General features: G+C 75.6%; 12 protein-coding genes. 6 read left to right on the forward strand and 6 right to left on the reverse strand.

The genetic code is table 11. The features are described 5' to 3' along the window. Positions 1-240: 240 nt before the first annotated feature. A complete protein-coding gene (locus tag ACFYXC_RS21545; protein ID WP_389553669.1) occupies positions 241-1,974 on the forward strand; it encodes an ABC-F family ATP-binding cassette domain-containing protein in 1,734 nt (577 codons plus the stop codon). Between the two features lie 173 nt (positions 1,975-2,147). Here ACFYXC_RS21545 and ACFYXC_RS21550 read toward each other — a convergent pair whose 3' ends face one another. The 5 genes from ACFYXC_RS21550 to ACFYXC_RS21570 all read right to left on the reverse strand — a co-directional run bounded on the left by ACFYXC_RS21550 (position 2,148) and on the right by ACFYXC_RS21570 (position 7,105). Beyond that, positions 2,148-3,758, reverse strand: a complete 1,611-nt coding sequence (locus tag ACFYXC_RS21550) for an FAD-dependent oxidoreductase (RefSeq protein WP_389553670.1) — start codon at positions 3,756-3,758, stop codon at positions 2,148-2,150. After that, positions 3,755-4,486: a methyltransferase gene (locus ACFYXC_RS21555; protein ID WP_388906143.1), complete on the reverse strand. Its 732-nt coding sequence runs from the start codon at positions 4,484-4,486 to the stop codon at positions 3,755-3,757. Before ACFYXC_RS21555 ends, ACFYXC_RS21550 begins: the two co-directional genes overlap by 4 nt. Before the next feature lie 16 nt (positions 4,487-4,502). Further along, positions 4,503-5,720 carry a lycopene cyclase family protein gene (locus tag ACFYXC_RS21560; RefSeq protein WP_389553671.1) on the reverse strand — a complete coding sequence of 406 codons (1,218 nt, stop codon included), beginning with the start codon at positions 5,718-5,720 and terminating at the stop codon, positions 4,503-4,505. 128 nt (positions 5,721-5,848) lie between these two features. Then, entirely contained in the window at positions 5,849-6,268 is a 420-nt protein-coding gene (locus ACFYXC_RS21565) for a hypothetical protein (RefSeq protein ID WP_389553672.1), read from the reverse strand. A 216-nt stretch (positions 6,269-6,484) separates the two neighbouring features. Then, complete coding sequence (locus ACFYXC_RS21570) at positions 6,485-7,105, reverse strand: sigma-70 family RNA polymerase sigma factor (RefSeq protein ID WP_389553673.1); 621 nt, start codon at positions 7,103-7,105, stop codon at positions 6,485-6,487. A gap of 317 nt (positions 7,106-7,422) precedes the next feature. Between ACFYXC_RS21570 and ACFYXC_RS21575 the strand changes: the two genes are divergently transcribed. From ACFYXC_RS21575 to ACFYXC_RS21595, 5 genes are all read left to right on the forward strand, one after another. Next, positions 7,423-8,757 carry a polyprenyl synthetase family protein gene (locus tag ACFYXC_RS21575; RefSeq protein WP_389553674.1) on the forward strand — a complete coding sequence of 445 codons (1,335 nt, stop codon included), beginning with the start codon at positions 7,423-7,425 and terminating at the stop codon, positions 8,755-8,757. Next, positions 8,754-10,361 (forward strand): phytoene desaturase, encoded by a 1,608-nt coding sequence (locus tag ACFYXC_RS21580; protein WP_389553675.1) that lies wholly within the window; start codon positions 8,754-8,756, stop codon positions 10,359-10,361. The genes ACFYXC_RS21575 and ACFYXC_RS21580 overlap by 4 nt, the downstream gene beginning before the upstream one ends. Then, positions 10,358-11,398 (forward strand): phytoene/squalene synthase family protein, encoded by a 1,041-nt coding sequence (locus tag ACFYXC_RS21585; protein WP_389553676.1) that lies wholly within the window; start codon positions 10,358-10,360, stop codon positions 11,396-11,398. Before ACFYXC_RS21580 ends, ACFYXC_RS21585 begins: the two co-directional genes overlap by 4 nt. Then, a complete protein-coding gene (locus ACFYXC_RS21590) occupies positions 11,395-12,402 on the forward strand; it encodes a DUF5914 domain-containing protein (protein WP_389553677.1) in 1,008 nt (335 codons plus the stop codon). Before ACFYXC_RS21585 ends, ACFYXC_RS21590 begins: the two co-directional genes overlap by 4 nt. An 86-nt stretch (positions 12,403-12,488) precedes the next feature. Further along, positions 12,489-13,517 carry a MerR family transcriptional regulator gene (locus ACFYXC_RS21595; RefSeq protein WP_389553678.1) on the forward strand — a complete coding sequence of 343 codons (1,029 nt, stop codon included), beginning with the start codon at positions 12,489-12,491 and terminating at the stop codon, positions 13,515-13,517. Positions 13,518-13,527: 10 nt separating this feature from the next. Here ACFYXC_RS21595 and ACFYXC_RS21600 read toward each other — a convergent pair whose 3' ends face one another. Next, on the reverse strand, positions 13,528-14,301 hold the full coding sequence (locus ACFYXC_RS21600) for a class II aldolase/adducin family protein (RefSeq protein ID WP_389553746.1): 774 nt from the start codon (positions 14,299-14,301) through the stop codon (positions 13,528-13,530). Between the last annotated feature and the right edge of the window lie 28 nt (positions 14,302-14,329).

A 14,329-nucleotide genomic window follows, 5' to 3' on the forward strand; every position in this document is an offset into this window, starting at 1 on the left:
CACCGCCGCGGCACCCGGACGGCCGCGGGCGGTGCGGCGGGGGCCGCTTTTTATCGGGCGGCGCGGGAGGCACCGGCGCTGCTAGCCTCGCTGTCATGGCACTCGGTATCTGGTCGCAGAAGGTCCGCTCCGCCCGCTGACGGCGGCGCCTTCTCCCTGCTGAATTCGCGCTCGCCGTCCCGGTTCCCGCCGGGCGGCCCCTTCCGCTGCCCGGCTCCCCTGCGAGCCGCGGAGCATCCGTTGCACCCCATCAGAACCCACGAAGCCATGTCCCTGCCCGTCGGGGCGGGCGGGCGCGCCCATGTCCGTGCCGAGGGCGTCACCGTCACCCTCGGCTCCCGGCTCGTCCTCGACGACGTGTCGGTCACCGTCTCCGCCCGGTCGCGGATCGCCGTCGTCGGCGAGAACGGCCGTGGTAAGACGACACTGCTGCACGTCCTCGCCGGACTCCTCCCGCCCGACGGGGGGACGGTGCAGCGCGCCGGGACGATCGGCCTGGCGCGCCAGGAACTGTCCGCACGCGACGGGGAGACCGTCGGCGACCTGACGGCCGAGGCACTGGCCGCGTCACGGGCGGCTCTCGGCGCCCTCGACGAGGCGACCCTCGCCCTGACCCGGGGAGACCCCACCGCGGACGACCGCTACGCCGCCGCCCTGGACGCCGCCACCCGGCTCGACGCGTGGGACGCCGAACGCCGGATCGACGTCGCCCTCGACGCCCTCGGCGCCTGCGCCGACCGCGAGCGCCCCCTGTCGGCCCTGTCGGTCGGGCAGCGCTACCGGGTCCGCCTTGCGTGCCTGCTCGGCGCGCGGCACGACGTCCTGCTGCTCGACGAACCGACCAACCACCTCGACGCCGACGGGCTGGACTTCCTGACCCGCAGGCTGCGCGAGCACGACGGCGGCCTCGCCGTCGTCAGCCACGACCGGGCGCTGCTGCGTGACGTCGCCGACCGGTTCCTCGACCTCGATCCGACCCGCGACGGGAGGCCGCGCCTGTACGCGGGCGGCTACGACGCGTGGCAGGACGCCCGGCGCCGGGAGCGTGAGCGCTGGGAGCAGGACCACGAGGAGCAGCAGGAGGAACACCGGCGGCTGCGGGACGCGGCGTCGAAGGCCCGTGACCGGCTCTCCACCGGCTGGCGGCCTGACAAGGGGACGGGCAGGCACCAGCGGCAGTCCCGCGCACCCGGCGTGGTCCAGGCCCTGAAGCGGCAGCAGGAGGCCCTCGACGCGCACCGGCTCGACGTACCGGAGCCGCCGCCGTCACTGCGGTGGCCGGACCCGGGTGTCCGGCCCGGGGCGCCGCAGTTGCGGGCGCACGGCGTCACGGTCGCGGGGCGGCTCGCCCGTCCGGTCGACCTGACCCTCGACGGCGGCGACCGGCTGCTCGTCACGGGCCCGAACGGTGCCGGGAAGTCCACGCTGCTCGCGGTGCTGGCCGGTGCGCTGGAGCCCACGGACGGGTACGTACGGACGTCGCACGGGGTACGGCTCGTCCGGGTGCGCCAGGAGACCGCCGAGCAGGATCCCGGCCTCACCGCCCGTGAGGTGCATGCCCGGCACGTGGGACGGCTGGTGGCCCGCGGGGTGCTGCGCGACGCCGACGTCGTTCCCCTGCGAGCGCTCGGTCTGCTGGACTCCGACGCGCTGCGTACGCCGGTCGGGCGGATGTCGCAGGGGCAGCGGCGGCGCCTCGACCTGGCCCTGGCACTGGCCGGGCGCCCCGGGGTGCTGCTGCTCGACGAGCCGACGAACCACCTGGCGTCGGCGCTGGTCGACGAGTTGACCGACGCGCTGCGTGACACGAGCGCCGCCGTCGTCGTGGCGACGCACGACCGGCAACTCCTGCGGGACCTCGCACACTGGCCGCGTCTGGAGGTGGGAGACCGGCCGCCCGACGCCGGCCGGTCCGGCGCGACCCGGCCGGCGTCGGGCGGCCGACCAGGCGCGACCCGGCCGGCGGGCGGGTGAGGGCGCCGGGCAGGTGAAGGCGGGCGGGTTAAGGCGAGCGGGTCGCGGCGCCGGCGCCGGCGTCACCCGTTCGTGCCGGCGCCGCCGTCCCCCCGTTCGCGCCGGAGTCGCCGTCCCCGGTCGTGCCGGTGTCGTCGTCCCCGGTCGTGCCGGGCCCGTCCGGTCGTACGGTGTCAGCCGAGCCGCGCCAGGCGGCGCAGCACCGTGCTGCGCCCGCGGTCGGGCACGGTCCACAGGGTCTGACCCCGAACTCCCCAGCGTTCCAGCAGCGCGTTGGCCGCGAGGAAACCGCTCGTGGCCGCGCGTTCCATGAGCGCCACGGGCAGGTCCGTGCGGACCAGGTCGCCGGCCACCACCAGTCCCGGGTCGGAGGTGCGTACGGTCGGCCGGTCGCCGTGACCGCCGACCGGGAACAGCGGACAGTCGGCCCGCCACTCGTGCCGGGCGTCGACCACCGTCGCCGCCCGGGTCTCCGGATACACCTGGTGCAGTTGCTCCAGCAGGCGCTTCTGCTCCAGGTGCTGCTGCTCCGGCTCCCGGATCGCGCCGTCCGGGAGGGCGTAGGCGTGCAGTTCCACGACCGAGCCCCCGGTGCGGCGGGCCCAGCGCGCCGCCTCCCTCTCCCAGCGCTCCAGCACGCTGACGTTGTCGAGGGACCCGTAGCCGCTGGTGCCGAGGAAGCCCGGCCGGTCGGCGGCGACCGGGCGGTCCAGCCACAGCCGGGAGACCAGGAACGGCGGGGCGCCGCGCAGCCGGGCCGTCCGCTCGCGCCACCCGGTGTCGCCCAGGTGCGGGGAACGGGCGGCCAGGGCGCCGAGGCCCGTTGCGTCCAGGGCGAGGACAGCGGTGTCGTGACGCTCCTCCCGCGCACCGGCGGCGACGAGGAACCCGCCGTCCGGGGTGGGTTCGACCGTCTCGACGGGCGTGCCGGTGCGCAGCTCGACGCCGTGACCGTCCAGATACGTGGCGAGGGGTTCCCACAGGGCGGTGGGGAAGGGTTCGTCGGGTACGTCGAAGAGCAGGCCCTCGGAGGAGCCGAGGAAGTAGATGTGGAACATCAGCACCATCTCCGCCGCGGACAGCCGGCGGGGATCGGCGAAGAAGCTCCGGGAGAACACCTCGAAGGCGAGATGGTGCGCGGCCTCGGGGAACCGGATCGACTCCAGGAAGTCATGGGCGCTGACGCCGTCGAGTCGCTCGTAGACCTCGGGGACGCGGACGTCGAGAAGGGGCAGGGCGGCGACCGGGTTCATGCGGACGAGGTCCCGCAGGCCGAAGGTGGGGCTCAGGGCGACGAATCCGAGCGCGCTCCACGGCGGGGTGCGCGGGACGTGCCGGAAGCTGTCGTGCAGACCGCTGCCGTGCCGCAGGGGATAGTCGGGCAGGCCGCGCAGCCGGTCGAGACCCGGATCGGTACGCCGCAGCAGTCCGCGCAGGTTGTAGTACTGGCGGAAGAAGGCGTGGAAGCCGCGGCTCATGGTCACGGTGCTGCCGTCGGAGAGCGTCGTGGGCCAGCCGGCCAGGCGTCCCCCGAGGGTGGGTTCGCGTTCGTAGAGCGTGACCCGCACGCCTCGTTCGGCGAGAGCCGTGGCGGCGGCCAGCCCGGCGATGCCACCGCCCACGACGGCGGTGGTCGGCGGGCGGTCGCCAGTGAGGCGCGGGGCGCCCGGCGCGGGGAGGATCGTGCGGGCCCGCCGGTCCCTGCCGCGCCCGGCCGCGCCCCCTCGCGCGGTGGCATCCGGTCGTCCTCGCCCGGTGGCGTCCGGTCGTCGGGGTGCGGTCATCGGCCGGCCTCCGCCACCGTGCCCGGGCGGCGGGCGACGATCGTGTGGGTGATCCCGGTCTGCCAGCCCGGCAGGGGCAGCACCCGTACGTCCCGCAGGCCGGCCGCACGGACCCGGCCGGCGAAGTCGCCCGCCGTGTCGAACTCCACGACGCTGCGCCACAGATGGCGGTAGAGGGTGCCGTCGCCGAGGGCGGTGGCGACGGGCAGGACGAGGCCACGGCACACCCCCGTCCACACCGCGCGGTGGGCGGCCCGTCCGCTGAGGGTGTACTCGTGCACCGCCAGTCGTCCCCCAGGTGCCAGCGCCTCACGCACGGACGAGAGGACCGCGTCGGGATCGGCGACGTTGCGGAAGAGGTAGGCGGCGAACACCGCGTCGTACGGGCCCCGCACGCCCGCTTCCGCCAGGCGCTCGGCGGGGGCCTGCACGAAGGTCACGCCGTCCCGCCACGGTTTCGCGGCGGCGCGTTCCAGCATGCCGGCGGAGGCGTCCACGGCGGTGATCTCGGCTCCGGGCAGGACCGCGGCCAGCGCGGCCGTCGAGGCGCCGGTGCCGCATCCCAGGTCGAGGACGCGCAGGGCCCTGCCACCGTTCGGCAGGCCGAGGCGGCGCGCGGAGCGGCGCAGGTGGGCGTGGTAACCGGGGTTGGCGGCCACCAGGGTGTCGTAGCTGCGAGAGGCGTGGTCGAAGGCGGCGGCGAGCTCCTCGTCGCGCAGCACGGTCATGGGGTCTCCGTAGGTGTCAGGTGGCTCGGGGAGGCCGCGGCGACGGCTCGGGAAAGGGCCTGCGGGGCAGCCAGGACAGTTCCGCCGCGGAGCGGAGCATGGGCAGGACGGGCGTGCGGAAGCCGAGGGAGACGTCCTCGTACAGGTGGGTCCCGCCGTCGAGGAACCGCAGCAGCCGTTCCATCGGCACCCGTGTGAAGAGCCGCGCGAAGAACGCGGCGCCGTCGACCCGGCCGCTGTCCAGGGCCCGCAGCAGCACCGCGTCCATGGCTCGCGAGCGGGCCGAGTGGGCGGGGGGCGGCATCGGCCGGCGGCCCGCGCGCAGGGCGTCCACGACGGCTCGTGTCTGGCGCTGCACGGCGGAGAAGGTGTAGCCCGTGGACGGCCGGGTGGCGCCTCCCGCGGCGCCGATGCGGAAGACCGACGGCGCCGTCCGGCGGGCGAAGCGCGCGTCGGTCATGGGAATCACGCCGGTCTCGGCCGAGACGACCTCGAAGTCACCGAGGTGCAGCACGTCCTCGGCGTAGCGGCGCAGGGCGGCCTCGTACGCCTGCCGGGACAGGACGGCGCCGGAGAACTCGGTGTACTCCACCAGTGCCTCGTGGCGGCCGGTCGGCAGGACGTAGCCGAAGGCGAGCCCGCGCGGCGGCTGCGGGACCCGGAAGTCCATGAGGTCCACCGTGCCGGGATCGAACACCGGCCGGCCGGTACGGACGAACCAGCCGTGGAAGTGCTGCAGCAGGGTGGTGCGGGCCGCCGGGAGGCTGCCGAGCGGGCGGGAGTCGAAGACCCAGCGGGCGCGCACGGTCACGGGGTGGCCCTGCCGGGTGCGTGCATGGATCTCGGCTCCGCCGGAGATGCCGTCCACCGTCTCGACGGTCGCCTCCAGCCTGCGGACGTCGGCCTGGCGCGCCAGGTCGCGGGCGACGAGCCGCTCGAAGTCGTCGGAGCGGAGCATCTTGTAGGTGAGCGGCGCGATGTCGTCCGCCGCGGGCCGGCCGGCCGGGGTGTGGACCCGCAGACGTCGCCAGGCGGCGGTCAGCGCGGCGTCGTACGGTCCTGGGCCCTTCTCCCAGAAGCACCAGGTGCGGCTCGGCGGGCGGAGCGGGCCGGGCGGGGCGTCCACCAGGACCGCCGACACGCGCCGTTCTCCGGGGGCGGGGCGGGCGAGCCGGTGGGCCAGGGACAGTCCCGCGGCTCCTCCGCCCACGATGGCCACCTCGGCGTCGAGCACGGACCGCTCCCTCCCCTGTGTGTTCCACCGGCGGTGCGCGGGCGGCCGGTGACCTGTCCCCACCCTTCCCTCCACCGGGCCCGCGCGGATGCAGGCGGGGCCGGGGGGGCCGGCGGCCGAGCGACGGCTCACCCGTGCGGGCCGCGGGGGCGGTGGTGAGGGTGCTGGGGCCGAAGCCGGGCGTGGAGGCGGGCGGCGGCACGCACGACGGCGGCCGAACCCCGCAGGACGTGGGACCCGGCACGCCGGAGGGCCAGGAGGGTACGGGCGTGGGGCCGGCCCGACGGCGTCGTACGGCGGCTGTCGACCGCGAGGCCGGTCCGGACCGCGGCCCACACCCCTCGGGGCGGGTTCAGCAGCACCTGCCCCGGACGGGTCAGCCGGCCGGCCGCGACGACGCGTTCGTAGGCGGTGAGCTGTTCGCGGCAGACCGCGCACCCGGCGAGGTGCCGCGCGGCGGCGGCGCTCCACACGCTCCGGTTCCCGTCGAGCGCGCGGACGGCGAGCTCCGCGTTCGGGATGTGGCCCGGGACCCGGGCTCCCACCACGTCGCCACCTCCTCCCGACCTGTCCCGCAGGGACGAACGGTGTCCACCCCTTTACGCCCGCCGCCCCGACCCCGGATGCACCACCCGCCCCCTGCAGGGGCGCGGGGAACCGCGCGACCAGCCACGACGGCCCGGCACCCGCAACGCACCGGCCCGGGGCGGCGTCCGGAAGGCAAGGGCAGCTTCGGAGGGGATCCGCATCGCTTCTGCAGCGAATCACTCTTCCCGCCCCGACACCCCGTCGTCCTGAAGGCACCGGCTGAGCCGGTGCAGCCCCCGCCGGGCATGGCTCTTGACGGTGCCCAGCGGCCATCCGGTGAGCTCGGCGATCTGCGTCTGCGTCAGGTCGTCGTAGAAGGCCAGCGTCAGCACCCGCCGCTGAGCCGCCGGCAGCCTGGCCAGTTCATGGCCGAGGAGGACCCGGTCGAGCACGGCGGCCTGGCTGTCGTGGTCCGCGGGCCCGACGGACATCCGCGCCCCGGCGGCCGCCACGAGCTCGGCCCGGCGGGTCCGCGCGGACAGGGCGTCGGCGACCTTCCGCCGGGTGATCCCGACGAGCCACGCGCCCAGCGCCCCGCGCTCCGGGGCGAATCCGGCACGCCCCCGCCACGCGGCCAGGAACACCGTCTGTGTGACGTCCTCCGCCTCCCGCACGTCCCCCAGGGAACGCTGCGCCAGGCTGTAGACCAGGGCGCCCCAACGGCGGTAGACGGCGGCGAGACAGGCTTCGTCGCCGGCGGCGAACTGCGCGGCGAGTTCCTCGTCGGCGAGGTGCTCCTCCGCCGGAGCCCACCGCGGGACGTCGAGGGCCCGCTCGGTGACCTGGTGTGCGGTCATGATGCTCGCTCCTCGTGTGGGCGGTGGTCGTTCCGTCGCGCGGTCGGGGTACCCGTCGTCGCCCGTCCCACGGGTGTCGGTCGTCGGTCGCTCCGGGACGGCCCCGGCCTCCCACCCTGCGAGAGGCCCGGCCGACGCAACAACTTGCATCGCCTCTGCATCACTTCACGGGCGGTCCGGGGACACGTCGTCGCCCGGTCGGCCCACCCGTCGGGCACCGACCGCACCTTCTCGCCCGCCCGGCGCATCCGTGGCCGCCCCTGCCACGGAAAGCGTTCCGTCAGACACCTATGCGATCGCGACGAGAGGGAACCGGGATGCGCTCCAGCGAGGCGAAGGATCACTCCGCGGCCGGGGCATCGCCCGGCTCTCATCGCGAGCTCCCGCCCCTGCCCCCGCCGCCGCACTCCGCGGGCCGCGCGGAGTCCTCTTCCTCCGCACGGCTCCCGCTGCCCGTGGACGACCTGCACCTGGACGACCTGCACGTCATCGACAGTGATGTATCCGCCGCCGTGGGGCGTGTGCTGAAGGACCATCTGGCCGAACGGACGCAACGGGCCACCGCGCTGGACGCGGTGTTCGGCCAGGACCTGGCCGAACGCGTCGCGCGCTTCACCCTGGACGGCGGCAAGCGCATGCGTTCGCGGTTCGTGTGGTGGGCGCTGCGCGCCTGCGGCGGCGGGCCGGACCGGGCGGAAGCGGCCCTCCGGGTGGGCGCCGCCCTCGAACTGATCCAGACCTGCGCCCTGGTCCACGACGACGTGATGGACGGCGCGCGGCTGCGCCGGGGACGGCTCGCCCTGCACGCGGACGTCGCCGCCCAGTACGCCGGCACCGTGCCGGGCGGGCCGGGTGCGCGCTTCGGCGAAGCCGCGGCCATCCTCGCCGGGGATCTGGCCCTGGCCTGGGCGGACGACCTCGTCGCGGCCGTCGACACGGCACCGGCCGCGGTACGTGACCTGTGGAGCGCCATGCGCACCGAGATGGTGGCCGGGCAGTACCTGGACCTCCACGGCCAGGCCACCTCCTCGTATTCCCTGCCCCGCGCGATCCGTGCCGCCTGTCTCAAGAGCGCGCTGTACTCCGTGGAGCGTCCGCTGGCGCTCGGGGCGGCGCTGGCCGGAGCGGACGCCGCGCGCGGCGAGGCCCTGTGCTCGGCGGGCCGGCGGATCGGGATCGCCTTCCAGCTGCGCGACGACCTCGCCGACGTGTTCGGCGACCCCGGCCGCACCGGCAAACCCGTGGGCGGCGACATCCGTACGGGCAAGCCCACCTACCTGGTCGCCCTGGGGCAGGCCCGGGCGGAGGCGACCGGGGACCGGCGCGGCCTGGCCGTGCTGCGTCGTTCCCTCGGCCGCGCCGACCTGTCCGACGACGGTCTCGACGAGGTCCGTGCCGTGCTGACCGCCACCGGCGCCCGTGACCTCGTCGAAGCGAAGATCGAGCGACTGGTCGCCCAGGGCATGCGCCATCTGCGGTCCGCCCCGCTGGAACCGGAGGCCGGTCACCGGCTGCGGGAGCTGCTGCACGCCACGGCAGGCGTGTCCCCTCCGGCCGTGGCCTCTCCCGCGTCCCCCGCGCCACGCGGGGAGCGGGACCGCGCATCCGCCCCGCTCCTGCTGGCCGCCGGTGCCGAGGGGGCCGTCCGATGACCAGGACCGTTCCCGGGCGCACGGACCACGTGGTGGTCGTCGGCGCCGGGCTCTCCGGCCTGGCGGCCACCCTGCACCTGCTCGGCGCGGGCCGCCGGGTCACCCTCGTGGAGCGCGACGTACTGCCCGGAGGACGCGCCGGACTGCTGGAGCGCGGCGGCTACCGCATGGACACCGGTCCCACCGTGCTGACGATGCCCGGCCTGGCCGACGAAGCCTTCGCCGCGGTCGGCGAGAACCTGCGGGACCGCGTCGACCTCATCCCGCTGCACCCGGCCTACCGGGCGCTGTTCGCGGACGGCAGCGGCCTCGACGTGCACACCGACGCGGAGGCGATGGAGGCCGAGGTCGAACGCTTCGCGGGGGCCGGGGAGGCCGCGGGCTACCGGCGGCTGCGCCGGTGGCTCGAACAGCTGTACCGAGCGCAGATGCGGCGCTTCATCGACACGAACTTCGACTCGCCCTTCCAGCTGCTGACCCCCGACCTGGCGCGGCTCGCGGCGCTCGGCGGCTTCGGGCGGCTGGACGCGCGCATCGGCCGCCACCTGCGCGACGAACGCCTGCGCCGTGTCTTCTCGTTCCAGTCGCTGTACGCCGGTGTCCCGCCGAAGCAGGCCCTCGCCGCGTACGCCGTCATCGCCTACATGGACACGGTCGCCGGCGTGTACTTCCCCCGTGGCGGCATGCACGCCCTCCCCCGGGCCATGGCGGACGCCGCCGGGCGGGCGGGCGCCGACCTGCGCCTCGGACAGGACGTCACCCGGCTGGAACGCTCCGGGGACCGTGTCACCGCCGTCGTCACCGACCAGGAACGCATCGCGTGCGACGCCGTGGTCCTCACCCCCGACCTGCCGGTCGCCTACCGCCTCCTCGGGCAGGTGCCGCGCCGCCCCCTGCGGATCAGGCACGCCCCGTCGGCCGTCGTCCTGCACGCCGGCACCGACCGGACCTGGCCCGGACTCGCGCACCACACGCTGTCCTTCGGCGCCGAGTGGCACGGCACCTTCGACCAGCTCACGCGGACCGGCGAGCTGATGAGCGATCCCTCGCTGCTCATCACCCGGCCCACCGCCACCGACCCGACTCTCGCCCCGCCCGGCCGCCACCTCCACTACGTGCTCGCCCCGTGCCCGAACACCGACATCGGGCCGGACGCCGCCGCCTGGGGCGAGCTCGCCCCGCGCTACCGCGACAGCGTCCTGCGGGAGCTGGAGCGGCGCGGACTCGACGGCTTCGCCGACGCCGTCGAGGAGGAGACCCTGGTCACCCCGGCCGACTGGACCGCCCAGGGACACGCCGCGGGCACCCCCTTCTCGGCCGCCCACACCTTCGCGCAGACCGGCCCGTTCCGGCCGCGCAACCTCGTGCGCGGTACCGAGAACGCCGTGCTCGCCGGGTGCGGCACCACGCCGGGCGTGGGCGTCCCGACCGTGCTGCTGTCCGGCAAGCTCGCCGCGGCCCGGATCACCGGAACGCGGCCGGCCCCCGCCCCGAGGCGCGTACGCACCGCACCGGCCACGCGGACCGCACCGCACGCACCCGCACCACCCGGAACACCCACAGCACCGACGGAACCGACAGCACCGGAAGGGACCCGCCGATGACCGCCCGCGAACTCGACGCGGCAGGCATCACCGAACCGGCGCTGCGCGACGCCTACGCCCGCTGCCGCCGGCTCAACGCCCGGCACGGCAGGACGTACTTCCTCGCCACCCGGCTGCTGCCCGTCGCACGGCGCCCCGCCGTCCACGCCCTCTACGGCTTCGCCCGCTGGGCGGACGACATCGTCGACGACCTGGACGCGCGCGTCCCGCCCCATCGCCGCGCCGCGGACCTCGCCCGCCTGCACCGGCACCTGGAGCGGGGGCTCAGGGACGGCGGCAGCACCGAGCCGGTCGTCCTCGCACTCGCCGACACGGCGCGGCGGTACGCCATCGACCACCGGCACTTCAGCGACTTCATGGCGTCCATGCGCAGCGACCTGGAGGTCACCGACTATCCGACGTACGACGACCTGCGCGCGTACATGCACGGTTCGGCGGCGGTCATCGGGCTCCAGATGCTGCCGATCCTGGGCACCGTGGTCCCGCGCGAGGAGGCCGCCCCGCACGCCGCCGCCCTGGGCGTGGCCTTCCAGCTGACCAATTTCCTGCGCGACGTCGGCGAGGACCTCGACCGGGGACGTGTCTACCTGCCCGCCGATCTGCTGCGCGCCCACGGCGTCGACCGGGAACTGCTGAGCTGGAGCCGCGGCACCGGCCGCCGCGACCCGCGGATCACCGAGGCGCTGCGGGCCGTCGAGGACCTCACCCGCGGTGTCTACCGCGAGGCGGCACCGGGGCTCGCGATGCTCGACCCGGTGTCACGGCCCTGCGTGCGTACGGCTTTCGTGCTGTACGGCGGCATTCTGGACGCCGTCGCCGACGACGGACACGCGGTGCTGCACCGCCGCGCCGTGGTCCCGCGGCGGCGCCGTGCCGCGGTGGCCGTCGACGGGCTCGTCCGGCTGCTGGCCGCCCGGACCGGAACGCGCGAGCGCCGGGCGGAGCGGCCCGCGACGCGTGCGCTGCCGTTCGGCGGGAACGCGGTGCCGGGCGCCTCCCCCGCCGCTGCGGCGCCGTTGCAGGAGGAGACCGTATGAGCTCCGGTCGTCCCGTCCGCCGCGGACGGTTTCCGCTGTCGCTGCGCAGGAACCCGGTGGCCTGGGAACGGCAGCGTCCGACGTGGCGCGAGGCCCGCCCGGGGGTGATCGCCCAGGCCCTGAAGGGCGCCCAGGCGCGCCCGTCGGGCAACTGGTACGTCGTGGGCGCCGGCCGGGACGTCCGCGACGACCGGCCGCTGGCCCGGACGGTCGCCGGGCAGGAGGTCGTCGTCTGGCGCGACGCCACCGGCCGGCTGGTGGCCGGGCCCGGCATCTGCCCCCATCTGGGCGCCCCGCTCCGGGACAGCCCGGTCCGCTGCGGCACCCTCGTCTGCCACTGGCACGGACTGGCCCTGCGGGGCACGGCGTTCGCGGGCTGGGAACCGCTGCCCGTGCACGACGACGGCGTGCTGGTGTGGGTGCGCCTGGACGGCGTCGGCGGTGAGGCGCCCCTGGCGGCCCCGGTGGTTCCGATGCGGCCGGACCTGGCGGGAGCGGTGTCCGCCGTGTACGCCGGCGTCGGCACGTGCGAGCCCGAGGACATCGTGGCCAACCGGCTGGACCCGTGGCACGGGGCCTGGTTCCATCCGTACTCCTTCGTCGACCTGACCGTCGTCGACACCCCGTCGGCGACGGGTGAGGACGGGTTCGCCGTCGACGTGTCCTTCAAGCTCGCCGGACGGCTCGTCGTGCCCGTACGGGCGGTGTTCACCGCGCCCGAGCCGCGCACGGTCGTCATGCACATCACGGAGGGCGAGGGGCGGGGATCGGTCGTCGAGACCCATGCGACCCCGCTCGGCCCCGACGACCGGGGCAGGCCCCGCACGGCGGTGGTGGAGGCGGTCGTGGCGGCGTCGGACCGAGCCGGGTTCACCGTCGCCCGCAGGATGACACCACTGCTGCGACCGCTGGTGCGGGCCGCGGCCGGACGTCTGTGGCGCGACGATCTGGCCTACGCGGAACGCCGCTGGCAGTTGCGCTCGACCGGCCGCTTCCCCGGCTGAGCCGTACCCGAGCGCGGGCGCATCCGTTCGGCGGCGTCCGCCGGAAGATCGAGCGAGTCATGCGGGCCGCCCGGGGTCCGCGCAGCATGCGAGACGAGGCCGAGCCCATGTCCGAGGAGCGGCCGGTGGACCTGACGGGCCGGGAACCGGCGGAACCCACCGACCTGGGGGTCACGACGGGTTTCCTGGCACGTTCGCTGGGCGTGTCACCGACGACGCTGCGTTCCTGGGACCGGCGGTACGGACTGGGACCCGCGGTGCGGGCGGACGGCCGTCAGCGCCGCTGGTCACCGCAGGACGTGGCCATGGTGCGGGACATGTGCAGGCTGACCGCCACCGGGGTGCCGCCGGCCGAGGCGGCGCGAGCCGCCCTCGACCGTGCGCGGGGCCGGACCGCGGACGCCCCTGCCGTGCGGTCGGGAGACGGTGCCTCCCGCTCCCCCTCCGCGCTGCCCATGGACGTCGCGCGTCAGGAGTGCCGCGGCCTGGCCCGCGCGGCCGTACGGCTCGACGCTGCGGCCGTGCAGGAACAGCTCACGGCGGTGGTGCGCGCCCACGGCCTGGTGGCCGCGTGGGAGGAGGTGATGGCCCCCACCCTGCGGGCGGCCGGCCGCAAGTGGGAGTCCTCGGGCGACCGTTATGTGGAGGTCGAGCACCTGCTGTCCTGGCACGTGTCCACCGTCCTGCGGCACGTGTACGTCGCCTCGGCCGCGTCCCCGCCCCGTCAGGACACCTCCCCCGTCCTGCTGGCCTGTCTGCCCGACGAGCAGCACACACTCCCGATGGAGGCGCTCAACGCCGCGCTGGCGGAGGCGGGCGTGCCGACGCTGATGCTCGGCGGGGCCGTCCCCGTCGAGGCGGTGGACGGCGCGGTGCGCCGCGTCGGCCCGGCGGCGGTCGCCCTGTGGACCCAGTCGCGGTCCACGGCCAACCTCCCGCTGGCCCGGCATCTCGCCGCGACGCGGTGGGGCATCCGCGGTGCGCGCCGGCAGAGCCCGGTGCTGCTGTGCGGCCCCGGCTGGGGCCGCACACCGCCCGAGGGACTGCTGCGCCCGTCGGGCCTGCGGGACGCGGTACGCATGCTCGTCTCGCTCGACGCGTCGATCCGGCCGTGACACAGGCGTCCTAGTCGAAGAGGTCCGGGTCCGTGCGGGAGATCTGGTCGAAGAGGGGCTGGAACTGGAACCAGCCCGCCAGTTCGAAGCCCACCTGTCCGTGGGTGAGTTTCGCTTCTTCGTGGGGGATCCGGATCGTGGGCCCCGCGGCCTCGGCAGCGAGCTGGGCCTGGGCCGACCGTTCCATGGTGATGAACCAGTACGCGGCGGCGTCGACCGAGCCCGCGACCGTGAGCAGGCCGTGGTTGCGCAGGATGACCGCCTTGTGTCCGCCGAGCGCCTCGGCGATGCGCCGGCCCTCCTCGGGGTCGTCGGCCACCCCTGAATACGTCTCGTAGCAACCGTGGTCCTCGTAGAACGCGCAGGCGTCCTGGGTGAGCGGTTCGAGCCGCCGGCCCGTCGCGGACAGGGCCTTGCCGTACACCGAGTGGCTGTGCGCGGCGCCGACCGCGTCGGGCCGTGCCGCGTGGACGGCGGAGTGGATGGCGAAGGCGGCCCGGTTCACCCGGTGGCGGCCCTGGACGACCTCGCCCTCGCGGTTGACGAGCAGGAGGTCACTGACCTTCACGTGCTTGAAGGACACGCCGAACGGGTTGACCCAGAAGTGGTCGGGGAACTCGGGATCGCGTGCGGTGATGTGTCCGGCGGCCCCCTCCTCGAACCCGAAGCGGCCGAACAGGCGCAGCGCGCCGGCCAGCCGCTCCTTGCGGTGACGCCGTTCGACGGCCGCGTCGGTGAACGGCGCGGGGAGGCGGAGGACCAGTTCCTCTTCCGGGACGGGCACCAGGTCCTGCCGGCGCAGCGGTTCGGCA

Source organism: Streptomyces sp. NPDC002701 (genome assembly GCF_042889045.1).
GTDB lineage: Bacteria > Actinomycetota > Actinomycetes > Streptomycetales > Streptomycetaceae > Streptomyces.

Excerpts from the sequence above, each read along its gene's own strand:
- ACFYXC_RS21550 (WP_389553670.1), bottom strand. The coding sequence starts at position 3,758 with ATGACCGCACCCCGACGACCGGACGCCACCGGGCGAGGACGACCGGAT.
- ACFYXC_RS21555 (WP_388906143.1), bottom strand. The coding sequence starts at position 4,486 with ATGACCGTGCTGCGCGACGAGGAGCTCGCCGCCGCCTTCGACCACGCC.
- ACFYXC_RS21570 (WP_389553673.1), bottom strand. The coding sequence starts at position 7,105 with ATGACCGCACACCAGGTCACCGAGCGGGCCCTCGACGTCCCGCGGTGG.
- ACFYXC_RS21575 (WP_389553674.1), top strand. The coding sequence starts at position 7,423 with ATGCGCTCCAGCGAGGCGAAGGATCACTCCGCGGCCGGGGCATCGCCC.
- ACFYXC_RS21580 (WP_389553675.1), top strand. The coding sequence starts at position 8,754 with ATGACCAGGACCGTTCCCGGGCGCACGGACCACGTGGTGGTCGTCGGC.
- ACFYXC_RS21585 (WP_389553676.1), top strand. The coding sequence starts at position 10,358 with ATGACCGCCCGCGAACTCGACGCGGCAGGCATCACCGAACCGGCGCTG.
- ACFYXC_RS21590 (WP_389553677.1), top strand. The coding sequence starts at position 11,395 with ATGAGCTCCGGTCGTCCCGTCCGCCGCGGACGGTTTCCGCTGTCGCTG.
- ACFYXC_RS21595 (WP_389553678.1), top strand. The coding sequence starts at position 12,489 with ATGCGAGACGAGGCCGAGCCCATGTCCGAGGAGCGGCCGGTGGACCTG.